This is a genomic window from Qipengyuania gaetbuli, assembly GCF_009827315.1.
Lineage (GTDB): Bacteria > Pseudomonadota > Alphaproteobacteria > Sphingomonadales > Sphingomonadaceae > Qipengyuania > Qipengyuania gaetbuli.
The window spans coordinates 1,002,043-1,023,474 of record NZ_WTYF01000004.1; the positions used below are offsets into that span (position 1 = coordinate 1,002,043).

28 protein-coding genes are annotated in these 21,432 nt (G+C 64.7%); 11 read left to right on the plus strand and 17 right to left on the minus strand.

Annotated elements, in window-relative coordinates:
* Window positions 1-15: 15 nt before the first annotated feature.
* The 13 genes from GRI42_RS07315 to coxB form a co-directional block, all read right to left on the minus strand.
* Entirely contained in the window at window positions 16-483 is a 468-nt protein-coding gene (locus GRI42_RS07315) for a molybdenum cofactor biosynthesis protein MoaE (RefSeq protein ID WP_325065309.1), read from the minus strand.
* Window positions 476-718 carry a MoaD/ThiS family protein gene (locus GRI42_RS07320; protein ID WP_160607638.1) on the minus strand — a complete coding sequence of 81 codons (243 nt, stop codon included), beginning with the start codon at window positions 716-718 and terminating at the stop codon, window positions 476-478. The genes GRI42_RS07315 and GRI42_RS07320 overlap by 8 nt, the downstream gene beginning before the upstream one ends.
* A complete protein-coding gene (locus tag GRI42_RS07325) occupies window positions 715-1,020 on the minus strand; it encodes a Rossmann fold domain-containing protein (protein ID WP_160607639.1) in 306 nt (101 codons plus the stop codon). Before GRI42_RS07325 ends, GRI42_RS07320 begins: the two co-directional genes overlap by 4 nt.
* Window positions 1,017-1,391, minus strand: a complete 375-nt coding sequence (locus tag GRI42_RS07330; protein ID WP_160607640.1) for a dihydroneopterin aldolase — start codon at window positions 1,389-1,391, stop codon at window positions 1,017-1,019. Before GRI42_RS07330 ends, GRI42_RS07325 begins: the two co-directional genes overlap by 4 nt.
* Window positions 1,392-1,400: 9 nt before the next feature.
* Window positions 1,401-2,291 carry a class I SAM-dependent methyltransferase gene (locus tag GRI42_RS07335; protein ID WP_160607641.1) on the minus strand — a complete coding sequence of 297 codons (891 nt, stop codon included), beginning with the start codon at window positions 2,289-2,291 and terminating at the stop codon, window positions 1,401-1,403.
* Complete coding sequence (thrC, locus tag GRI42_RS07340; protein WP_160607642.1) at window positions 2,291-3,682, minus strand: threonine synthase; 1,392 nt, start codon at window positions 3,680-3,682, stop codon at window positions 2,291-2,293. Before thrC ends, GRI42_RS07335 begins: the two co-directional genes overlap by 1 nt.
* A 51-nt stretch (window positions 3,683-3,733) precedes the next feature.
* Entirely contained in the window at window positions 3,734-4,321 is a 588-nt protein-coding gene (locus GRI42_RS07345) for an SURF1 family cytochrome oxidase biogenesis protein (protein ID WP_160607643.1), read from the minus strand.
* A gap of 83 nt (window positions 4,322-4,404) precedes the next feature.
* Complete coding sequence (locus GRI42_RS07350; RefSeq protein ID WP_160607644.1) at window positions 4,405-5,226, minus strand: cytochrome c oxidase subunit 3; 822 nt, start codon at window positions 5,224-5,226, stop codon at window positions 4,405-4,407.
* 66 nt (window positions 5,227-5,292) lie between these two features.
* Window positions 5,293-5,865: a cytochrome c oxidase assembly protein gene (locus GRI42_RS07355; RefSeq protein ID WP_160607645.1), complete on the minus strand. Its 573-nt coding sequence runs from the start codon at window positions 5,863-5,865 to the stop codon at window positions 5,293-5,295.
* 124 nt (window positions 5,866-5,989) lie between these two features.
* On the minus strand, window positions 5,990-6,907 hold the full coding sequence (locus GRI42_RS07360; RefSeq protein ID WP_160607646.1) for a heme o synthase: 918 nt from the start codon (window positions 6,905-6,907) through the stop codon (window positions 5,990-5,992).
* A gap of 48 nt (window positions 6,908-6,955) precedes the next feature.
* On the minus strand, window positions 6,956-7,921 hold the full coding sequence (locus GRI42_RS07365) for an alpha/beta fold hydrolase (protein ID WP_234033895.1): 966 nt from the start codon (window positions 7,919-7,921) through the stop codon (window positions 6,956-6,958).
* Between the two features lie 76 nt (window positions 7,922-7,997).
* Window positions 7,998-9,713, minus strand: coding sequence for a cytochrome c oxidase subunit I (gene ctaD / locus GRI42_RS07370; RefSeq protein ID WP_160607647.1), 1,716 nt, complete (start codon window positions 9,711-9,713; stop codon window positions 7,998-8,000).
* Window positions 9,714-9,766: 53 nt separating this feature from the next.
* Complete coding sequence (gene coxB / locus GRI42_RS07375; RefSeq protein ID WP_234033897.1) at window positions 9,767-10,846, minus strand: cytochrome c oxidase subunit II; 1,080 nt, start codon at window positions 10,844-10,846, stop codon at window positions 9,767-9,769.
* 200 nt (window positions 10,847-11,046) lie between these two features.
* Here coxB and pyrE point away from each other — a divergent pair, with 200 nt between their 5' ends.
* The 9 genes from pyrE to GRI42_RS07420 are packed head-to-tail and all read left to right on the plus strand — an operon-like array spanning window position 11,047 to window position 16,883.
* Window positions 11,047-11,628 (plus strand): orotate phosphoribosyltransferase, encoded by a 582-nt coding sequence (gene pyrE, locus GRI42_RS07380; RefSeq protein WP_160607648.1) that lies wholly within the window; start codon window positions 11,047-11,049, stop codon window positions 11,626-11,628.
* Window positions 11,625-12,365: a pyridoxine 5'-phosphate synthase gene (locus tag GRI42_RS07385; protein WP_160607649.1), complete on the plus strand. Its 741-nt coding sequence runs from the start codon at window positions 11,625-11,627 to the stop codon at window positions 12,363-12,365. Before pyrE ends, GRI42_RS07385 begins: the two co-directional genes overlap by 4 nt.
* Entirely contained in the window at window positions 12,362-12,634 is a 273-nt protein-coding gene (locus GRI42_RS07390) for a hypothetical protein (RefSeq protein ID WP_160607650.1), read from the plus strand. The genes GRI42_RS07385 and GRI42_RS07390 overlap by 4 nt, the downstream gene beginning before the upstream one ends.
* The gene (acpS, locus tag GRI42_RS07395) at window positions 12,631-13,032 is read left to right on the plus strand and encodes a holo-ACP synthase (protein WP_160607651.1); all 402 of its coding nucleotides are present in this window, start codon (window positions 12,631-12,633) and stop codon (window positions 13,030-13,032) included. Before GRI42_RS07390 ends, acpS begins: the two co-directional genes overlap by 4 nt.
* Window positions 13,029-13,901, plus strand: coding sequence for a signal peptidase I (gene lepB / locus GRI42_RS07400; RefSeq protein WP_234033899.1), 873 nt, complete (start codon window positions 13,029-13,031; stop codon window positions 13,899-13,901). The genes acpS and lepB overlap by 4 nt, the downstream gene beginning before the upstream one ends.
* The gene (locus GRI42_RS07405; protein ID WP_160607653.1) at window positions 13,902-15,017 is read left to right on the plus strand and encodes an AI-2E family transporter; all 1,116 of its coding nucleotides are present in this window, start codon (window positions 13,902-13,904) and stop codon (window positions 15,015-15,017) included. It begins immediately after the preceding gene.
* Window position 15,018: 1 nt separating this feature from the next.
* A complete protein-coding gene (locus GRI42_RS07410; RefSeq protein WP_160607654.1) occupies window positions 15,019-16,260 on the plus strand; it encodes a DUF3089 domain-containing protein in 1,242 nt (413 codons plus the stop codon).
* Complete coding sequence (gene ruvX, locus GRI42_RS07415) at window positions 16,239-16,724, plus strand: Holliday junction resolvase RuvX (protein WP_160607655.1); 486 nt, start codon at window positions 16,239-16,241, stop codon at window positions 16,722-16,724. Before GRI42_RS07410 ends, ruvX begins: the two co-directional genes overlap by 22 nt.
* An 18-nt stretch (window positions 16,725-16,742) precedes the next feature.
* Window positions 16,743-16,883: a hypothetical protein gene (locus GRI42_RS07420; RefSeq protein ID WP_160607656.1), complete on the plus strand. Its 141-nt coding sequence runs from the start codon at window positions 16,743-16,745 to the stop codon at window positions 16,881-16,883.
* Here the strand turns inward: GRI42_RS07420 and GRI42_RS07425 are convergent.
* The 3 genes from GRI42_RS07425 to GRI42_RS13830 are packed head-to-tail and all read right to left on the minus strand — an operon-like array spanning window position 16,861 to window position 18,239.
* Window positions 16,861-17,277 carry a hypothetical protein gene (locus tag GRI42_RS07425; protein ID WP_160607657.1) on the minus strand — a complete coding sequence of 139 codons (417 nt, stop codon included), beginning with the start codon at window positions 17,275-17,277 and terminating at the stop codon, window positions 16,861-16,863. The two genes, GRI42_RS07420 and GRI42_RS07425, sit on opposite strands and share 23 nt — an antisense overlap.
* Window positions 17,277-18,062: a hypothetical protein gene (locus GRI42_RS07430; RefSeq protein WP_160607659.1), complete on the minus strand. Its 786-nt coding sequence runs from the start codon at window positions 18,060-18,062 to the stop codon at window positions 17,277-17,279. The genes GRI42_RS07425 and GRI42_RS07430 overlap by 1 nt, the downstream gene beginning before the upstream one ends.
* A 15-nt stretch (window positions 18,063-18,077) precedes the next feature.
* Entirely contained in the window at window positions 18,078-18,239 is a 162-nt protein-coding gene (locus GRI42_RS13830; RefSeq protein ID WP_170290007.1) for a hypothetical protein, read from the minus strand.
* A 138-nt stretch (window positions 18,240-18,377) separates the two neighbouring features.
* Between GRI42_RS13830 and GRI42_RS07435 the strand changes: the two genes are divergently transcribed.
* On the plus strand, window positions 18,378-18,839 hold the full coding sequence (locus tag GRI42_RS07435) for a PaaI family thioesterase (protein WP_160609131.1): 462 nt from the start codon (window positions 18,378-18,380) through the stop codon (window positions 18,837-18,839).
* Window positions 18,829-19,245 carry a PaaI family thioesterase gene (locus GRI42_RS07440; protein ID WP_160607661.1) on the plus strand — a complete coding sequence of 139 codons (417 nt, stop codon included), beginning with the start codon at window positions 18,829-18,831 and terminating at the stop codon, window positions 19,243-19,245. The genes GRI42_RS07435 and GRI42_RS07440 overlap by 11 nt, the downstream gene beginning before the upstream one ends.
* Here the strand turns inward: GRI42_RS07440 and GRI42_RS07445 are convergent.
* Window positions 19,242-21,431, minus strand: coding sequence for a transglycosylase domain-containing protein (locus tag GRI42_RS07445; RefSeq protein WP_160607663.1), 2,190 nt, complete (start codon window positions 21,429-21,431; stop codon window positions 19,242-19,244). The genes GRI42_RS07440 and GRI42_RS07445 overlap by 4 nt on opposite strands.
* Window position 21,432: the final 1 nt, after the last annotated feature.

Consider the following 21,432-nt stretch of genomic DNA (forward strand, 5'->3'; position numbering starts at 1 on the left):
TCAAGCGCGCGGCGATTATTTCCAGCGGGCGAGGTCCACGCGGTCCTGTTCGCGCGGTTCGATCCAGTGCCAGCCGTCCTCGCGCCGTTCGCGCTTCCAGAACCAGGCAGCGGACTTCAGATGGTCCATCACCATGTCCACCGCGTCGAAAGCCGCGCGGCGGTGGGGCGCGGCGGCAGCGACGAGCACGATGACCTCGCCCGGCGTCATGACGCCGACGCGGTGCCAGACGAGCAGCCCGGCAAGGCCGAAGCGCGCGGCGGCCTGTTCGGCCAGCGCTTCCATCCCAGTGAGGGTGAGCGGTCCGTAATGGCTGAGTTCGAGCGCCTTCACCCCGTCCCCGCTCCTGACCTTGCCGAGGAAGCTGGCGGTCCCACCTGCATCCGGGTTGGCTGCATCGAACGCCGCCAGCGCCTCGCCGACCGACATCCCCCGGTCGAGCACGCGGACATCGACCGGCGAGGAAATCGCCAGCCTAGCCACCGCTGACCGGCGGCAGCAACGCGACCTCGTCCCCGTCCTCGGCCAGCAGTGCGGTCTTCTCGGCTAGCACGCGGCCCTTGCAGGCGACATTGACGCGCTCTTGCCTCAGCTGCTCGGCCACCTCGTTCCCGACGACGGCCAGCAGCCCGTTCCAGTCAAGCGGGCCGGCAACCTCGGCGGCCTGCTTTCCGGCGAGGTCCTGCAGCGGTCCGAGGAAGAGGATGCGGACGCTCACGCTGCCGCTTCGAGATATTGGCCGGTCACGCCCGGCGCCTTGGCGAGATAGGCCTCCAGCGCGTCGACATTGCCGCCCTCGCCCGAAACCATATTGATCCGGCGCGGGGCGTGCTTGCGCGCCAGCATCGCGGCCGCCGAGCTGCGCCATTCGCCATGTTCGTAGGAAGCGGGCTCCAGCACCACGAGCACATCCTGCCCGCCGGCCAATGCGCGCTCAATCGGGTCGAGCCAGTTCTGGTGGAAGAGCCCCGCCGCGGTGAGCGGTTCTTCCGGCAGTCCGTCGACCTCGATCCGTTTCATCCCCGCCGTTCCCGGTGGAGCGTGATGCCGATCTTCTCGCCCGCCTCGGCAATCGCCAGCTTGACGATCTTCACCGTCACCGCCTCCACGCGATTGTCCTGCAGGAACAGCGTTTCGCAGACATGGTCGGCGACCGCCTCGATCAGCTTGAAATGCACGCCTTCGGGCAGCGCCTCGGACGCGGCGAACTTCAAATCCATGTAGTTCTTCGAATGGTCGAGCGAAGTGTCGGGCCCGTAATGCGCCAGCGGCTTCATCCGCGCGCTGATGGTAAAGCGCAGCGGCTGCGGCTTGCCCGTCTCTTCGGAATAGATGCCCGTCAGTACGTCATGTTCGAAGTCGGAGACTTCGAGGATCAGCGAATCGTTCATCTGCGTTCCCTAGCGCGGATTGGACCAGCGCGCGAAGATCGCGGTGGGAAGGTGGCGATCACGCTCGCCCGTTTCGCGCACGGCAAGGTCGCCGTGCTCGATCTTGCCGGGCAGCCCTTCGAACACCTCGTCGAGCAATCCTGCCAGCGCGAGGCTGCTCATCCGCACGGCATAGACCGTCAGGAACAGGAAGCGGCTGTTTTCGTCCAGCAGCTGGCGGCAATCGGCGATGAGGTCAGGCAAGCTTTCTTCCAGCCGCCATGTCTCGTTCTTCGGCCCGCGCCCGAACTTGGGCGGGTCGAGGATGATGCCGGCATAGCGATTGGCGCGTCGCACCTCGCGCGCGGCGAACTTGCTGGCATCGTCGACCAGCCAGCGGATCGGGCGGTCTTCCATGCCCGACAGCGCGGCATTCTCGCGCGCCTGGGCGACCGATTTCTTGCTCGCATCGACATGGGTCACGCGCCCATGGCGGGACAGCGCGAGCGAGCCGACGCCGGTATAGCCGAAGAGGTTGAGCGTTTCGGCATCCTCGCGCCCGGCCAGTTGCTCGCGCATCCAGTCCCACACCGGCGCCATGTCGGGGAAGAACTGGAGGTGACGGAACGGCGTGGGCTGCGCGGTGAAGCGCACTTCGTCATAGCCCAGCGTCCAGCCGTCTTCGGGCAACTCGCGTTCGAGGTGCCAGCGTCCGCCGCCATCCTCGTCCGCGCCGGGAATGAATTCGCCATGCGCGTTCCACTCGGCCATGCGCGGCGCCCACATCGCCTGCGGTTCGGGGCGGATGAAGCTGTAGTCGCCGAAGGCCTCGAGCTTGCGGCCATGGCCGCTGTCGAGCAGGCGATAGGCATCCCAGCCCTCGCCCACCATCAGCAACGGATCGCGAACCAGCTCGGCCATCAGGCGGCGTTCTCGAGGATGTGGGCGCGCACGGCGTCATAGGTGCCGGGAAGCTCGATGTAATGCTCCTCGCGCGAGAACAAATCGCCCACGCGCACCGGCAGGTTCGGACGCAGGCCCGTGGCCCGCTCGACCGCGTCGGGGAACTTGGCCGGATGCGCGGTGGCGAGCGTCACGATCGGCACATCGGCAGCAATACCTGCGGCGCGCGCGGCGTGAAGGCCGATGGCGGTGTGCGGGTCGAGCATCTCGCCGCACTCCTCGAAGGCCCAGCGCATTGCCTGCGCCATGTCGGCTGCATCGGCACGGGCGCTGGTGAACAGCGAAGCCGCCCCTTCGCGCTGTGCATTGGTGAGACGCATGGCCTTCTCGGCCTCGAAACCGCGCATCTGCTCCGCCATGGCAGCACCGTCGCGCCCGCCCACGTCGAACAGCAGGCGCTCGAAATTGGAGCTGACCTGGATGTCCATGCTGGGCGCAGCGGTCGGCGTGACGTTGCCGGTCGAATAATCGCCATCACTCAGCGCGCGGTGGAGGATGTCGTTCACATTGGTGGCGACGATCAGCTGCTCGATCGGCAGGCCCATTCGCGCTGCGACGTGCCCTGCGAAGACGTCGCCGAAATTGCCGGTCGGCACGCTGAAGGCGAGCTTGCGCTCCGGCCCGCCAAGCTGGAGCGCAGCGGCGAAGTAATAGACCACCTGCGCCATCAGCCGCGCCCAGTTTATCGAATTGACCGCCCCGATCCGATGCTTCGACGTGACATCGGCATCGGCGAAGATCCGCTTCACCATCGCCTGCGCATCGTCGAAGCTGCCCTCTATGGCGAGGTTGTGGACATTGGGCGCGCGGACGGTCGTCATCTGGCGGCGCTGCACATCGCTCACCCGGCCCTTGGGGTGGAGCATGAAGATCTCGACATTCTCCAGCCCGGCCACCGCATCGATGGCCGCGCTGCCGGTATCGCCGCTGGTCGCCCCGACGATCGTCAGGCTGCCCTCTTCACGCGAAAGGAATTCCTCGAACAGTAATCCGAGCAATTGAAGTGCCACATCCTTGAACGCCAGCGTCGGGCCATGGAAGAGCTCGAGCACCCAGTGCTGTTCATCCAATTGTACCAGCGGTGTGACCGCCTTGTGCGCGAAGCGGCCATAAGCGCGCTCGGTGAGTTCGCGCAGGCGTTCGGGCGTCAGGCTGCCTTCGACGAAAGGCTCCATCACCCGCGCCGCCAGCTCCGCATAGGGCAGGCCGCGCATCGCCGCGATCTCGTCATGGCTGAACTGTGGCCATTCCTCGGGCACGTAGAGGCCGCCGTCCGAAGCGAGGCCGGCCAGCGTGACGCCGGCGAAATCAAGCGTCGGTGCGCTGCCGCGGGTAGAGACGTATTTCATCGTGGGAAGGCGGTTAGCGATGCCGCCGCAAACGGGCAAGCAAGCCGGTCTTTAATCGCCCCTAGCCCGCGTGGACCTGCGGCGCAGCGCGAGGAAGTAGATCACCAGCGCGGTCAGGGCGAAAAAGAACCATTGTCCGGCATAGCTCAAGTGCATCTTCACCTTCTCAGCGTCCGGCTCCGGCGTCTTGTTTGGGGAAAGGCCAGCGATTGGCGGGATAGCAACCAGCCGGACGTCTTCGCCTAGGCCACGCCCCACGACCCCGCTCACCTCGCCACCGTTCCACACCGGTTCTTGGTTGGGGTCGCGGCTCCAACCCAATGCAATCTCGGCGGCCTCGCCGCCTCTCGTCAGGCATTGGGCCATATAGGTCCATCCTGTTTCCCCGGCAGCATTATAACCAGCGCGCGGAGCTATACTCGTCACCCGATTGCAGCTGATGCTCGATTTTCGATAGAGCGAAGCGGACTTGTCACCTTCGCCGAGAGGGTAAGGCACGAATTCTTCCGGCCCCAGAGATTGCCAGCTCGCCACTCGCCGCTGCTCCTCTTCCATGCGCCCCAGCTGCCAGATGCCGAGGGCGATCATAACGGCAACCGCTCCGGCGACGATGATGGTGGGGATGACGGGAAGGCGCATGACTATCCTTGCGGTTCAAAAGAAAAGGGCAGCCGCGGCGTGGCCGGGCTGCCCTTTCTCATTGTCCGGCGAACCGGACGATATCAATGGAATTCGGCACCCCAGCCGCCCCAGACGTAGACGACGGCGAAGAGGAACAGCCACACCACGTCGACGAAGTGCCAGTACCACGCAGCCGCTTCGAAGCCGAAGTGCTGGCGCGGGGTGAAGTGGCCCTTGTAGGTGCGCACGAGGCAGACGATCAGGAAGATCGTGCCGACCAGGACGTGGAAGCCGTGGAAGCCGGTCGCCATGTAGAAGGCCGAGCTGTAGGTGTTGCCACCGAAAGCAAAGGGCGCAGCGCCGTATTCGTAGGCCTGGATGCAGGTGAAGACCGCGCCCAGCAGGATGGTCAGCCACAGGCCCTTCTTCAGGCCTTCACGGTCGCCGTGGATCAGCGAGTGGTGTGCCCAGGTGACGGTGGTGCCCGAGCACAGCAGGATCAGCGTGTTGAGCAGCGGCAGCGAGAACGGATTGATCACCGCCTCGATCGCTGCAGGCGGGAACTGGCCGCCGATCACCTCGGAGATTTCCGAGGGGAACAGGGCGAAATCGAACCAGCTCCAGAACCAGCCGACGAAGAACATCACTTCCGAAGCGATGAACAGGATCATGCCGTAACGCATGTGCAGCTGCACCACGGGAGTGTGGTCGCCGCGCTGCGCTTCCTTCACGATGTTCGAGAACCAGGCGAAGAAAGTCGCGATCAGGCCGGCAATGCCGAGGCCGAGCACGAGGTGCGCGCTGGCCATCTCGTGCATGAACAGCACCATGCCGCTGGTGAAGGTCAGCGCCGAAATCGAGCCGATCAGCGGCCAGATATCGGGTTCGAGGATGTGATATTCGTGATTGACGTTACCAGCCATTGTACTCGTGTCCTGGGTTTCGCTTTGCGGAGGCCCTTAATGCGCCAGAGGGCGCTGGTCTAGGGGTCAGTCCGAGGATTCTACCGCGCGGTGGAAAGTGTACGAGAGTGTGATCTGCTCGACACCTTCCATATTGGGATCGTCCAGCGCCGCCGGATCGACGAAATAGAGCACCGGCATCCGGACTTCCTGGCCCGGCTGCAGCGTCTGTTCGGTGAAACAGAAACACTGGATCTTGTTGAAATAGGCACCCGCCTGGACCGGCATGACGTTGAAGGTCGCCGTGCCCGTGATCGGCTCCGTCCCGTTGTTCTTCGCGACATAGATCGCCATGTCGCGCTGCCCGATGGTGACCGTGTCGGTCGGCTGTTCGGGCCGGAAGGACCAGCCAAGACCCGGCGCGACCGAACCGTCGAAGCGGATCGAGATCTGCTTGCCGCCCGCGGCCTTGCCCATGCGTTCGGCGAGATTCGCCTCGCTTTCGGTGGCGCGCTGCGTGGTCCCGCCGAAACCGGTGACCTGGCAGAACAGTTCGTAGAGCGGCACGGCGGCATAACCGAGGCCGAGCATCGCGGCTGCGCCCAGCAGGGCCAGCAGCGCGGTGCGGGTCTTGCGTTGCTCCAGCGCGGCGGCAGTCATGGCAATCCTCACATCCTGACGATGGTGATCATGTAGAACAGCAGTGCGGCACCCAGAAGGATCCCGCCGAGCACGAGGTTACGGCTCTTCTGGCGGCGACGGTATTCCTGTTCTTCCTCGGGGGTCATGCGACAATTCCTTGGTAGTGGAGAACCCGGTCGACGACCAGGGCGCCGAACAGGGCAAAGAGATAGGCGATCGAAAACAGGAACAGGCGCTTTTCCGGCTTCATCGTATCGCCTTCCACCGGCGTGCGGGTTGCAACCGGGATGGCAAGTGCAATGAAAGCCAGCGTCAGTACGAGCGCGGAAACGCCGTAGATCCAGCCCGTCCCGCCGATGTACCAGGGCGCCAGCACCGTCGGCAGCATGAGCAGCGAATAGACCAGCACCTGGCGGCGGGTGGAGCGGTGCCCCTTGACCACCGGCATCATCGGGATGCCGGCCTTGGCGTAATCGGTTTCCACGAACAGGGCGAGCGCCCAGAAATGCGGCGGTGTCCACATGAAGATGATCAGGAACAGCAGCACCGGCATCAGCGTGATGTCGCCCGTCACCGCTACCCAGCCGATCAGCGGCGGGAACGCGCCTGCGCCGCCGCCGATGACGATGTTCTGCGGCGTGCGGGGTTTCAGCCAGATCGTGTAGATGACCGAATAGTAGAAGATCGAGAATGCGAGGATCGCTGCCGACAGCCAGTTGATCGCCAGCCCCATGATTACGATCGAGGCACCCGACAGGAAAAAGCCGAAGTCGCGCGCGTCGGTGCGCGCCATGCGGCCCGACGGCAGCGGGCGGGCACTGGTGCGCTTCATGATAGCGTCGATATCGCTTTCCCACCACTGGTTGAGCGCAGCCGCACCGCCGGCCCCCATCGCGATGCACAGGATCGCGGTGAAGCCCAGAATGGGATGGATGTTACCCGGAGCCGCCAGCAAACCGCACAGGCCGGTGAAGATCACCAGGCGCATGACGCCCGGCTTGGTCAGCGCGAAGAAATCACGCCACTCCGCGGGCAATTGGGTAGGGACAGTCTGGGTCATGGGAATCGGCTGCGCATATAGGGGCAAAAACCGCGGCAATAAAGGCTTTCAGAGCCTTTCCAGCCAGTCGAGCAGGAGGCGGTTGACCTCTTCGGGCCGTTCCTGCTGCGTCCAGTGACCGACACCTTGGAGGATGTGGCCTTCGACCTTGGGCGCGAACATCTTCATCAGTGCAACGGGATCGGTGACCGCTCCGAAAAGATAGGTCGCCGGATCACGGGTGCCGCCGATGAACAGCGCGGGCTGTTCGATCCGCTTGCCCTGCCAGCCTTGCAGCCATTCGTAGTCCCGCTCGTGGTTGCGGTAGCGGTTGAGGGGGCCTCGAAAGCCCGAGGCTTTGAACTCGCCTTCGTAGAAATCCATGTCCGCCTCGGTCAGCCAATCGACCGGCTGCGGATCGGGCAAGCCCTGGAGGAAAGTTGCGCCATAGGGCTTGTCCCAATAGGCGCCCGGCGGCACGTCGCCGCTGATCGAATACATCATCCGCTGGACCCAGTCGCGCGGATCCTTCTCGGCCTCCGCCTCGGCCACGCCCTCTGCCTGGAAATACTCCTGGTAGAAGAACCTGCCTTGCGAGGTGAAGTGTTCGTGGAACACCTCGGTAAATGGCCGACTAGGCACTCCTGCGAAGGGGACGGACAGGCCTGCAACGGCCGAGAAATGCTCCGGCCGAGTCAGCGCGGTGTTCCACACGATCGGTGCGCCCCAGTCGTGACCGACCAGGATTGCGGGGCTGTCGGGCTGGAGTGCCTGCTTCAGGCCGACGAGATCGCCCACGATTTGCTCCATCGCATAGGCTTCGACCGGATGTGGCTTGTCCGAGCCGCCATAGCCGCGAACGTCGATGGCGCAGGCCGTGTAGCCTGCGTCGGCTACAGGGCCGATCTGGTGGCGCCAGCTGTACCAGCTCTCGGGAAAGCCGTGGACCATGATGACCAGCGGTCCCTCGCCCTCGACAGCGCAGCGCAAGGTCAGTTCGCCAACGTCGATGGTCCGCATTTCGGGCATGGTCATTCCTCGTCTCGCGCAAAAGAAAACGGCCGGCCCCTCATGGGACCGGCCGCTTTGTCATGTCCAGCTATAGCTACGCTCAGGCCGTTGCAGGTTTGCCGTCGCCAATGTGGTCGTGGTGGTCGTGGTGTTCCTCGATCACCGGCAGTTCGCTGAACTGGTGGAACGGCGGCGGGCTCGACAGGCTCCACTCGAGCGTGGTTGCACCCTCGCCCCAGTAATTGTCTTCGGCCTTCTTGCCGGCGACGAAGGCATACAGGATGTTCACGAAGAACAGGACCATCGAAGCGGCCATGATCATGTAGCCCAGCGTGCTGATCTCGTTCCAGTAGGTGTAGGCATCCGCATAGTCGGGATAGCGACGCGGCATGCCCTGCCAGCCCAGGAAGTGCTGGGGGAAGAAGATCACGTTCACGCCGATGAAGAAGCCCCAGAAGTGGAGGTGCGACAGGAGCTCCGAGTGCATCCGGCCGCTCATCTTCGGGAACCAGTAGTAGAAGCCGGCGAACATCGAGAACACCGCGCCCATCGACAGCACGTAGTGGAAGTGCGCCACCACGAAGTAGGTGTCGTGCACCACGTCGTCCACGCCGCCATTGGCGAGGTAGACGCCGGTCACGCCGCCGACGGTGAAGAGGAAGATGAAGCCCAGGGCCCAGACCATGGGCGACTTGAACTCGATCGAACCGCCCCACATCGTGGCGATCCAGCTGAAGATCTTCACGCCGGTCGGAACCGCGATGACCATGGTGGCCGCGGTGAAGTACATCTTCGTGTTCACGTCGAGGCCGACGGTGTACATGTGGTGGGCCCACACGACGAAGCCGACGACGCCGATCGCGACCATGGCGTAGGCCATGCCGAGGTAGCCGAACACCGGCTTGCGGCTGAAGGTGGCGACGATCTGCGAGATCATGCCGAAGCCCGGCAAGATCATGATGTAAACTTCGGGGTGGCCGAAGAACCAGAACAGGTGCTGGTAAAGGATCGGGTCACCACCGCCTGCAGGGTCGAAGAAGGTCGTGCCGAAGTTACGGTCCGTCAGCAGCATGGTGATGGCGGCGGCGAGCACCGGCAGGGCCAGCAGCAGGAGGAATGCAGTAACCAGCACCGACCACACGAACAGCGGCATCTTGTGCAGGGTCATGCCCGGCGCGCGCATGTTGAAGATGGTGGTGATGAAGTTGGTCGCACCGAGGATCGAGCCTGCGCCCGCAAGGTGCAGCGAGAAGATCGCGAAGTCCACGGCAGGGCCGGTCGAACCGGTGGTCGACAGCGGCGCATACACCGTCCAGCCCACGCCTGCGCCCGGCCCGATACCGCCGGGGACGAAGAGCGAGAACAGCAGCGAGAAGAAGCCCGCCACGGTCAGCCAGAACGAGATGTTGTTCATGCGCGGGAACGCCATGTCCGGCGCACCGATCATCAGCGGAACGAACCAGTTGCCGAAGCCGCCGATCATGGCCGGCATGACCATGAAGAAGACCATGATCAGGCCGTGCGCGGTGATGAACACGTTCCACATGTGGAGCGCTGCATCGATGTCGGTCGAACCGCCCATGAGCTGCGCCCAGTACTGGAGGTACTGGATGCCGGGTTCGGCCAGTTCCATACGCATGATGCCCGAGATCGCGCCACCCACGATACCCGCGATAATCGCGAAGATCAGGTAGAGCGTACCGATGTCCTTGTGGTTGGTGGACATGAACCAGCGCGCGAAGAAGCCGGGCTTGTGATCGGCATCGTGCGCGTGGTCGTCGTGGTGGGCCTGGAAGCTGTCGGCGGTAGTGGCCATCTTGCTATACTCTCGAATGCGTGTTCGTCGGTCGGACTAGTTCTAAACGTCGATCAGGTGGTCGGGTTCTCGACCGGGAGTTCCCCGGCACCGGCCGCACCTTCGACCGCGCTTTCCGGCTGCTGGGCCGGTGCGGCTGCGGGAGCGGCTTCGACACCTTCCTCTTCGGCGCCGGCGATCTTGCCGCCCTGCGCCAGGACCCATGCGTTGTACTGGTCAAGCGGGAGAGCTTCGACCGCGATGGGCATGTAGGCGTGGCGTGCACCGCACAGTTCGGAGCACTGGCCGTAGTAAACGCCCGGCTTCTCGATGATCAGGATCTTCTCGTTGAGGCGACCCGGCACGGCGTCGAGCTTGAACCACAGGCTCGGCACGGCGAACGAGTGGATCACGTCGGCAGCGGTAATCTGCATGCGGATCGGCACGCCCACCGGAACGACCATGCGGTTGTCGACGGCCAGCTGGTGCGGCTCGCCGCGGGCTTCGGCCTCGGCATCGTCGAGCATGTTCGAGATGATTTCGAAGTCGCCGTTATCTGGATAGGTATAGCCCCAGTACCACTGGTAGCCGGTCACCTTGACCGTGATCGCGTCCTTCGGGATCGGCTCGTACTGCTTGGCAATCAGCGTGATCGAGGGGATCGCGATTGCGAGCAGAATAAGTGCGGGGACGACGGTCCAGATGACTTCGATCAGCGTGTTGTGACTGGTCTTGGACGGAACCGGGTTCGCCTTACGACGGAAACGGAACACCGTGTAGAGCAACAGTACGAGGACGAAGGCGCTGATCGCAACCATTACCCAGATGAGACCGACGTGGAGGCCATAGGCGAATTCGCCGGTTTCCGAGAACTGCGGCTGGATGTCGAGACCGCGATCCACCGGCATCCCGATTCCCTCGGTCGGCTTCATCGGCGTGTAGGCGCCTGCGCCTTCAGCGACCGCATCGGCATCGGCAACGTCGGCGGCTTCGGCCGGATCGACAGATTCGAGCTGGGTGGTCGCCGTGGCTTCGGCAGCTTCCTGCGCGAGGGCAGGCTGCACGCCGACTACCAGTGCAAAGGCCATTGCAAGGCTGGCGACAATCCGGTGGAAACCGAGAATTTTCATCGTCTTGGCACTCTTTCGTGTCATGTCATCTTCCGGACCACCCCGACGGTCGACCATCCTTCAGGACGCATTCGGCACAGGGGCATGCGACCCTGCAAGCAGGGCCCGGTTGGGCCGCCCTATAGGCAGGACTGGCGCGGTCCTCAAGCGGTTGACCGATAAAAATGTGCATGCCGCTTTGCCTCTTGCGCAATCGGCCGCAAGGCGCTTTGAGCCTTTGCCATATGACCGAAGACGACATCCTCCAGGAATTCCGTGCCAGCGAAGCCCTGCTCGAAGGCCATTTCAAGCTCTCCAGCGGGCGCCACAGCGGGCATTACCTGCAGTGCGCGCGCGTGCTCATGAACCCCGACCGGGCCGGCCGACTGGCGCTGGCACTGGCGCAGAAGATACCGCGCGAAATCCGCAGCCAGATCGATGTCGTGATCAGCCCGGCGATGGGCGGCATCATCATCGGCCAGGAAATGGGCCGCGCACTGGGCAAGGACGCGATGTTCCTCGAACGCCCCGACGGTGTGTTCCACCTGCGCCGAGGCTTCCGCATCGATGAAGGCGCAAAGGTGCTGATGGTCGAAGACGTCGTCACCACCGGTCTTTCCAGCCGCGAGGCGATCGACGCCGTCGCGCGCGAAGGCGGCGAGGTGATTGCAGAGGTCGCGCTGGTCGACCGCAGCAACGGCGCGGCCGACCTCGGCGTTCCGTTCTTCCCGCTCATCGACATCAATTTCCCGACTTATGCCGAGGACGAACTGCCTGCCGAACTCGCCGCAGTGCCGGTGACCAAGCCCGGGAGCCGCGCGGCTTGATCCGCCCCTTGCGCCTCGGGGTCAATATCGACCACGTCGCGACCATCCGCAACGCGCGCGGAGGGGACCATCCCGATCCGGTGCGCGCTGCGGAAATCGTGGCCCGCGTAGGTGGCGACGGCATTACCGCGCATCTGCGCGAAGACCGGCGCCACATCCGCGATGCGGACCTGCGCCGCATCCAGGAAGCGACAGATTTGCCGCTCAACCTGGAAATGGCCGCGACCGAGGAAATGCTCGAAATCGCGCTTTCCCACCGCCCGCACGCCGCCTGCATCGTCCCCGAAAAACGGGAAGAGCGCACGACCGAAGGCGGGCTGGACGCGGCCGGCCAGCACAACACGCTCGCCCCGATCGTCTGGAAATTGAAAGACAACGGCATTCGCGTCTCGCTCTTCATCGAGGCGGACGAACGTCAGCTCGATGCAGCGCTCAAGCTCGGCGTGCCCGTGGTCGAGTTCCACACCGGCGAATATGCCCACGCGCATCTTGCCGGCGACAGCGAAAAGACCGCGCGCGAGTTGAAGCGCATTGCCGACATGGCCGCCCTTGCCGCCAAGAACGGCATCGAACCGCACGCCGGCCACGGCCTCACTTACGAAAACGTGCAGCCCATCGCCGCCATCCCGCAGATCGCGGAACTCAACATCGGTCATTACCTTGTCGGCGAGGCGGTGTTCGTCGGGTTGGGACAGGCTGTGCGGCACATGCGCGAACTCATGGACGAAGCCCGGTGAACGAGGCCGGCCTGACCCGCGCAGAGAAATTCTGGGCGGCCGCTGCCGTCACTCCCTTCCTGCTGAGCCTCGCGCTGCTCGGCATCGCGATATCGCGCCAGACCTTCCTCGCCTTCGCCATCGGCTGGCCGATTATCCAGGTCATCGGATACGCCGGCTCGTTCAAGCGTTCGGGAGGGCAGATCGACCACCCGCTGGTGAAGACTCAGGTGTGGCTGCACTGGATGATGATTGCCATGCTGGGCCTTATTCTCATGAGAGTTCTATGATCATCGGAATGGGTTCCGACCTCTGCAATATCGAGCGTATCCGGAATTCGCTCGACCGGTTCGGCGACCGCTTCGAACAGCGCGTCTTCACCGAAATCGAGATCGCCAAGGCGCGGCGACGCCCCTTTACCATTGCCGGAACCTACGCCAAGCGGTTCGCCGCCAAGGAAGCTTTTTCCAAGGCCGTCGGCACGGGCTTTCGCCGCGGCGTCTTCATGAAGCATATCGGCGTAGTCAACGCGCCTTCGGGGGCCCCTACGCTCGCGCTCGAAGGCGGCGCTGCGCAAAGGCTTGCCGAAATGGTGCCGCACGGCCATGAGCCGCGCATTCATCTCACCCTCACCGACGATCATCCATGGGCGCAGGCCTTCGTCATCATCGAGGCCTATCCCCTTTGAGTACCGATACCCCCGCCGTGACCGAACCCAAGACCACTGAGAAGACCGACGAGAAGGTCGACTGGCTCGCCGAAATACGCGGCCTGTTCCTGATGCTGCTGGCAGTCTTCGCCTTTCACAGCTTCGTGGCGAAGCCGTTCTACATCCCGTCGGAATCGATGCTGCCGAACCTGCTGGTCGGGGACCGGCTGGTGGTCAGCAAGTATCCCTATGGCTGGAACTGGTCCTCGGTCAGCTTCCACCTCGCGCCGCGCGGCGACTGGCGCCTGATGGGATCCACGCCCGAATACGGCGACATCGTGATCCCCGTGCACCCCGAAAGGGACGAGGATTACATCAAGCGCGTGGTCGCCCTGCCCGGCGACAAGATCGAGGTCCGCCGCGGACGTATCATCCTCAACGGGACCCCCGTGCCACAGGCCGTCGAACGCGCACGCGACCTTCCGGTCGATGCAAACTCGACCTGCTACGGCTTCGGCGACCCGACCTTCCTCGTCACCGACGACAGCGGCAATGATGTCTGCCGCGTTCCCGTCCTGCGCGAAACGCTGCCCAATGGCGCGAACTACCTCGTGATCGATCACGCCAATACCGAACTCGACAATTTCGACGAGATGACCATCCCCGAAGGCCACGTCTTCGTGATGGGCGACAACCGCGACCATTCGTCCGACAGCCGCGAACTCAATTCCTCGCGCGGGCTCTTGGGCCCGGTTCCGCTGGAAAACATCGGCGGCCGCGCAGAATTCATCACCTTCTCGCTCGACGGAACGACTTCGCTCAATCCGGTCACCTGGTTTACAAGCTTGCGCGAAGGGCGCGCCTGGACCACCCTGCGTCCGGCAGTCGCGCAGGAGAATCAGCGGTAAATGTCTGAAAAAGGGCCTTCCTACGAACCCGACCGGACAATCGCAGCGGCCCAAGACCACCCGGGCAAGAGCCCCGCATATATCGGCGATCCGCGCCTGCGTTTCGAAGCGGGGCGCGCGCTGGTCTGGGGCCTCGTCATCGGCCTGATTGCGCTGGCGGTCCACATTTCCCAGTCCCTGCTGGTCATTTTCGGAGCCATGGTATTCGGCTGCATGGTCGACGGCGGCGCGCGTCTGCTCGGCAAGTTCTTGCCCATCGCACGCAGTTGGCGCGTCGCCATCGTGCTCTTACTTGCCACCGCATTCCTGCTCTGGCTGGGCTATTTCGCAGGCTCGCAGATCTCGCAGCAGGCTGCGCAATTCCCCGCGATCATCAACGAACAGCTGGGCAAGCTGATCGCCTATATGCGCGACCAGGGCTTTGCCATCCACACCGAGAATATCGAGAATTTCGCCAGCAGCATGGCCAGCGGCGTCGGCACCGTTACCAAGGCGATCGGCGGCATCTTCGGCGGGCTGACGACGGTCCTGCTGATCGTGATCATCGGCATCTACTTCGCCATCGACCCGCGCATCTACGAGCGCGGCGTTGCCTGGATGGTGCCTTCGCACCGGCGCGCGGCTTTCTACGATACGCTGAGCTACCAGGCCTATACGCTGCGCCGCCTGCTCGCCGGGCGCCTCGTCGGCATGGTGGCGGAAGGCATATTCACCTGGGCCCTGCTCGCTGTCTACGGCGTGCCCATGGCTGCCCTGCTGGGCCTGCTGACCGGCCTGCTCGCCTTCATCCCGAATATCGGAGCCATCATCTCGGGCGTCCTGATGGTGCTGGTCGGGTTCTCCGGCGGGGTCGACATGGGGCTCTACACGATCTTCGTCTATTTCCTCGTCCAGAACTTCGACGGCTACATCCTCGTACCCATGATCGCGAAGAAGACGGTGGACCTGGCACCCGGGCTCGTCCTTTCCGCGCAGCTGATCTTCGGCGTCCTGTTCGGCATCCTTGGCCTCGCGCTGGCCGATCCGATGCTCGCCATGATCAAGGTTGCGCTGGAGCGCAGGTCCGCGCAGCTCGATGCAGAAGGCGAGTCAGAACCGCAGGAGGCGACGGCCTGAGATGGCGCGTAAGTTTCTCTACCTCATCGCCATAATCATCACGGTTATCGTCGTCGGCGCGATCGGGCTTGCGATCTATGGCCGCGAACTGACCGACATGGCGTTCGTTCCGCGGGGCGAGTTCGTCGAGCAGGAAGCGCTCGCCGCCAATGCATATGAAGACCCGGCGATGTGGTATTCGCGGCCCGGCATCGGGACCGACGATCCTGCACGCTACCAGCCGGCCGTGGCAGAAACCCCGCCCGATCCCGCCACCCGCACTCTTTCGCCCGAAGCGCCCGCGGCAGAGCAAAGCGTGGGCAGCCCCGACTATCTCGAGACGGTCGGTTCACGCCGCGGCGATCCGGCGCGCGCCAGCGAAGTGCCGGGCTTCGCGGTCTTCTTCGTGCCGCCGACCAGCTACACCAAGGGCGCGCTGGGTGACTGGAACGCGCCGCTGGACGATCCGGAAACCGACACGCTGGCCCGCACATTCCTGCGCGGACTGGCCAGCCCTTTCAACCGGGCGGACGAAATCTGGGCGCCCAAATACCGGCAGGCCTCGGTCGGCGCTTTCCTCAGCGACAAACCCGATGCGGAGATGGCGATCGACGCCGCCTATGCCGACGTGGCGCAGGCCTTCGATTACTTCCTCGAAAGCGTCGATGACGAGAAACCCATCGTCCTTGCCGGCCACAGCCAGGGTTCGGTGCATGTGCTGCGCCTGCTCCGCGAAAAGCTGGCCGGCACTCCGGCAGAGGCGCGCATCGCCGCCGTCTATGCTCCCGGCTGGCCGATCTCGGTCGAACACGACCTGCCCGCCCTGCCGATACCCGCCTGCGCGGCGCCGGGACAGGCAGGTTGCCTGATGTCCTTCGCCAGCTTCGCCGATGATGGCGATCCCGGCCAATTGCTGCAGCGCTACAGTGCCCTGCCCGGCCTCGACGGCGAACCGCGCGGCGGAGAAGACCCGATCCTGTGCGTCAATCCCCTGACCGGCATGACCGGCGGCTCCGCCCCCGCAAGCGACAATCTCGGCACGCTGAAGCCCGACGCGACGATGGGTTCGGCGGAGCTGGTGCCCGGAGCTGTCGGTGCCCGCTGCGATGCCTCGGGCATCCTGCGGATCGGAGAGGCGCCCGATCTCGGCCCGGGCGTCCTGCCGGGCGGCAATTACCACGTGTACGATATCCCGCTGTTCTGGAAGAACCTGCAGGAAGACGTGATCAGGCGGGTCAAGGCGTGGTCGACGGCCCGATCGTAACCGACAACCGGCTCGATTTCGGCGATGCGCTGGCCGATGGCGGCGCGCTGCTGGGGCTCGATGTCGGGACCAAAACCGTCGGCGTCGCCACCTGCGATGCCGGCTGGCGCTTTGCCACGGCCGGCAAGACGCTCCAGCGGGGCAAATTCACGCAGGACAGCGGCAAGCTGCGCGAGCTGGTGCGCGAACGCTCGATCAAGGGCGTCGTCATCGGCCTGCCGCGCAACATGGACGGCAGCGAAGGCCCGCGTGCGCAGGCCAGCCGCGCCTATGCCCGAAATATCGCAGCGGCGCTGGACTTGCCCGTGCTGCTGTGGGACGAACGCTGGTCGACCGCGAGTGCGGAGGCAGCGATGATCGGCCAGGACATGAGCCGGTCCAAGAGGGCCGAACGCATCGATGCCCATGCGGCAGCAGTCATCCTGCAGGGCGCCATAGACGCGCTCGCAGGGGGAGGTTTTTGAAAGGGGTTAGGGTCGCAAATGCTGGGATTGTTCGACGTGTTTGACGTCTACGTCGGCGGTGGGGAAATTCGCCGCACGAGAGTGCAAAGGGCAGCGAGGCTGATCGGCCTTGCCTTCATCGCCTTCCTGTTCATCGTCACATTGCTGGTGCTCTGGTAGCTTCTTCGAGAGCCGCACGCCTGCGCGCGGCCTCTTTCGCCACCATCACGCTGCCCGCGCCTTCCGCCTCGCGCCACAGCGCGTCGCGTCCGGCCAAGCCCAGCAGTCCCGCTCGCGCTTCGTAGCTGGCCAGCCGCATCCGGTCGCTCGGATGCGCGCGGCCGGCCCATTCGGCGAAATCCAGCGCGTCCTCCCCGCCCATCCCTACCGCGCAGCGCAGGAAGCACTCGGTCGAGGTGGGGTTGAGGATGCCAGTTACTGCATTGCTGTCGAGGTCGAAACCATACTCGTCATACCAGCCATGCGCAGGGTCGATATGCATGACGTTGAGCGAGACCGAGAGGCTTTCGGGCGGCAATTGCGCGTGGACGTCGAGGTGGGCGCGGTAAAGCATCAGCTTGCCCGTATCCAGCGCAGACCGTTCGACGAACCGCAGCCCCGCATTCTCGCCGCAATAGCCCGCCACGGCCTCGTAATCGTACTCGTAATAGTCGCTAAGGTAGCCTGGCCCAGCGAGGACGAGGCGTGCTTCCGGGCGAGCGCATATTCGCGTGCCTCGCAGGGCACTGCATCACTCCGGGCAAGGCGAAGGACGACCAGCGAACCGTGCACCTTGCGAACCGATTTCGTGCGAGCGGGACCGGCGAATTGCAGCACGTCTCCAGCAGCAATGCACCGCGCGCTGCAATCGATCGCCGCTCTCCCGGCCCGCTCCTCCAGTAGTTCGAGCAAGACGATGTCGGCAGCCCCGGCCAGCACCGCCTCATGCCGCTCCCCGCCCGCAAAGCAGGCCGATGCGGGTGGCTCGGCGCCGGTATCGGCGTAGGCCAGCAAGGTCAGCGTGGCGCGTCCCGACTGGGCGAGCTGCAGCACGCTCAGCCCGTCGGAGTGCTGGTGCCGCAAGGGAACCTGCCCGAGCGGATGCTGACGAAGCGCTGCGAGCAGGTCATCCACCAGCGAGCCAAGAAACTCGGTCGCATCGGCACTCCCATCGAACAGCGCGCTCAGCGCCGGGCAATCGTCCACGGCAGCGCCACCGCCATATCGCGCAAGCTCCCCGAGCACCTCGGCCGCCGGGCCGTCGTGCCAAGCATCGCGCGCTGCCTCCAGCGCTTCCTGCGCCCTGCGCTGGGAGGCAGTATCGCCCCGCAGCGCGCGCAATTCCGGACTGATCCGCATTGCGTCAGCCCGGCCCTAAACCAGCGCTTCCGGCGGGACGAGTTCGTAGAGATAGACCATGATGACGACGATACGGTCATCCACGCTCGGCCCGCTGCCTGCCGACAGGCTGCCGAACAGGCCAGTTGCTGTCTCGAGGCCAGGCAGGCTGGCGATGTCGATCTTGGGTAATTCCATTGTTGTGACCCCTTGCGCGCGGGCCGGCAGAATTGCCCTTCCCTCCATTCGCACCCCGCATGGCTGGAGGCTCGGGGGCAAAGGATCGAATTAAAAGATTGTAATGGGCGGGAGCCGGTGGCTATCGCGCGCCCGACCATGAGCGACACGCCGCGTTTCGATCCCAAGGCTGCAACGCCTTTCCTGACAAGCCGGGGGCATTCCGGCTGGCTGGGCCTGAAATATTCTACTCATGGTGAAGATTGGGTGGAACTGGAGCTCCCGTGGCGTACGGACCTGTTGGGCGAGGAAGGGCAGCACGTGCTGGCTTCCGGCCCGATCCTCAGTCTGATGGACATGGCCAGCGGGCTTGCCATCTGGAAGGCGATGGACCGGTTCGAACCGATCGCCACGCTGGACTTGCGGGTCGATTATGTGCGTCCGGCGCGGGAAGGCGCCGCGGTATACGGCCGTTCGCAGTGCTACCGCGTGACCCGCAGCGCAGCTTTCGTGCGCGGCCTTGCCCATGACGGGGATGCGGACGATCCGGTGGCGCATGTCCAAGCAGTTTTCATGAAGATCGGCGGCAAGGACGCGCGGGAGGTCCCCAATGGCCAATGAGCCCGGCGATCTCGGCGTGCTGACGCCCTACGTCCGCTCGCTCGGCATCGAGCTGGCGCATTGGGACGGCGGGATGCCCGTGATGCGCGTCGCCTTCGACGAAGCGGTCGAGGGTAGGCCCGAGCATTACCATGGCGGAGCCACCGGGGGCCTGCTGGAAACGGCAGGTTACGCAGCACTAAGAGCCGAGCTGGCTCGCAGCGGGCGCGAGGCCATGCTCAAGCCGATCAACATCACGGTGCAGTACCTATCCGCGGGCAAGAGCCGCGAGAGCTTTGCGCGGGGCCGCATTACCAAGCTCGGGCGCCGCAGCGCGAATATCACCGTGGAAGCCTGGCAGGACGATCCGGCGCGGCCCATCGCCACGGCAGTCATGAACGTGCTGATGGCGGATAGCGAAAGCTAGTTCGCCGGTTCCAGCTGTCCCTGGCGCTCCAATTCGCGCCGGACCGCTTCGTTGCGCTGTTCCTCGGCCCTGCGCCGCGCTTCCTCGATCGCCTCTTCGGAGATTGCGACGCCTTCCTCGCCAAGCCTGATATCGACGGGGACGCCATCGATTTCGGTCGAGAACACTGCCTCGCCATCGCGGATGCGCAGCCGCGAATTGCCATCGCCCAGCGGGATATCGTCGAGATTGGGCACGTCGAGAGGCTCGACCGGACCGCCGGGATCTTCGCTGGCACGCGGCCCCGGCCTGTCGCCGCCGGCGCCCGAACCGAGCGCCTGCGTCATGAAGTCGCGCCAGATGCGCGCGGGCAGGCCGCCGCCCGAAATGCCGTTCAGCGGCGAGTTGTCGTCATTGCCGATCCACACGCCGACTACCAAGTCGCCCGCATAGCCCACGAACAGCGCATCGCGGTTATCCTGCGTGGTGCCGGTCTTGCCGAAGTTGGCGACCGACAGCATTGCCGCCGAGCCCGTGCCGCGATTGATCGCCGCGCGCAGCAGGCGCTGCATGTCCTCGTGCACGCTGCCGGGCAAGGTCGAGGGACCATCGACGAGCCATTCGAACCAGCTCTGCTCCGGCGCGGCAAATGCGCGCGGTTCGACCGGATAGGCGTTGGCTGCGACGCCTGCATAGGCAGCGGTAAGTTCGAGCAGGGTCATGGTCGAGGTGCCGAGCGCCATGCTGGGATCGCCCTCTGCCAGCGGTGCGGTGATACCGAAATCGCGCGCTGTCTCGATCACCTTGTCGCTGCCGACCTCGCCCAGCAGGCGGACGGCGGCGACGTTGCTCGACTGGGCGAAGGCATCTTCGAGCGTCAGGCTTTCCGAATAGCGCCCCCGCGAATTCTTGGGGCGGTAGCTGCCTTGCGTGATCTCGGTATTGTCGATCCGGTCGCCCGGCTCCCACCCGTCGCGCAGGGCGGCGAGATAGACGAACAGCTTGAACGTCGACCCCGGCTGGCGCTTGGCCTGCGTCGCACGGTTGAACGGCGATTTCTCGTAATCCTTGCCGCCGATCATCGCCACGACCTCGCCGTTGGGACGCATGGCGACCAATGCAACTTGCGCCCCGCCCAGCGGAGCGCGCGAGGTCACGCGGCGGGCGATGTTCTGGAGGCGGCTGTCGAGCGTGGTCGTCAGCGTCTGGCGGGAATAGCCGGTTTCAGACAGCTCGCGCGCCTCGGGCAGTGCCCAGTCGGCGAAATAGGTGCCGGTGGGAAGGTCGCTCTTCATACGGACGTCGAGCGCGGGCGGCCGCATGGCGCGCGCCTCTCCCTCGGTGATGTAACCGGCTACAACCATCGACTGGACGACCAGCCCCATGCGCTTGGCCGCGCGGTCGTAGTGCTTGGTCGGGGCAAAGGCGCTGGGGGCCTGCAGCAGGCCGGCGAGCATGGCCGCCTGGTTGGGCCGCAGGTTTTCCGGCTGGCGATAGAAATAATGCAGGCTTGCCGCCCGCAATCCATACACATTGTCGCCGAAATAAGCGTTCGACAGGTAGCGTTCGAGAATCTCGTCCTTGGTCAGCCATGCCTCCAGCCAGAAGGCGATCATCGCCTCGCGCGCCTTGCGGGTCAGCGTGCGTTCGGGCGTGAGGAAGGTAAACTTGGCGAGCTGCTGGGTAATCGTGCTGCCGCCCCCGGTGCCGGTGAAGGCAGCGCGGGCGATCCCGCGCGGGTCGACGCCCCAGTGATCGTAGAAGCGCCGGTCCTCGATCGCGAGGAAGGCCTCGACCACGTGCGGCGGCAATTGCGAGACATCGACCGGCTCGTCGGTAATCGCGCCGTTGCGCGCAATCGGCGTGCCATCGGCGGCCAGAAGCGTGATTTGCGGCGGCGCAATTGGTTCAAGCGATTTCGACAGCGGTGCCGTGATGGCAAGCCAGCCGACAAGCAGGATGAACAGCCCGATCAGCCCGGCAACGATCCGGACGGCCCACCAGCGTTTCCGGCGGTCGCGCCAGTAATCGCGCTGCCAGGGGTGCAGGCGTTCCTTTTCCTTGCGGGCAACCGCGCTGTCGAGATCGTCCCAGCGCGCTTCCCAGGCATCGTCGTCGAAACCGTCGTGCAGCGAATAGAAACCGCGGTGCCCCTGCACCTCGGGTTCTGCCCGTCGCCTGCGAAAGATGGAATCGAGAACGCCCATT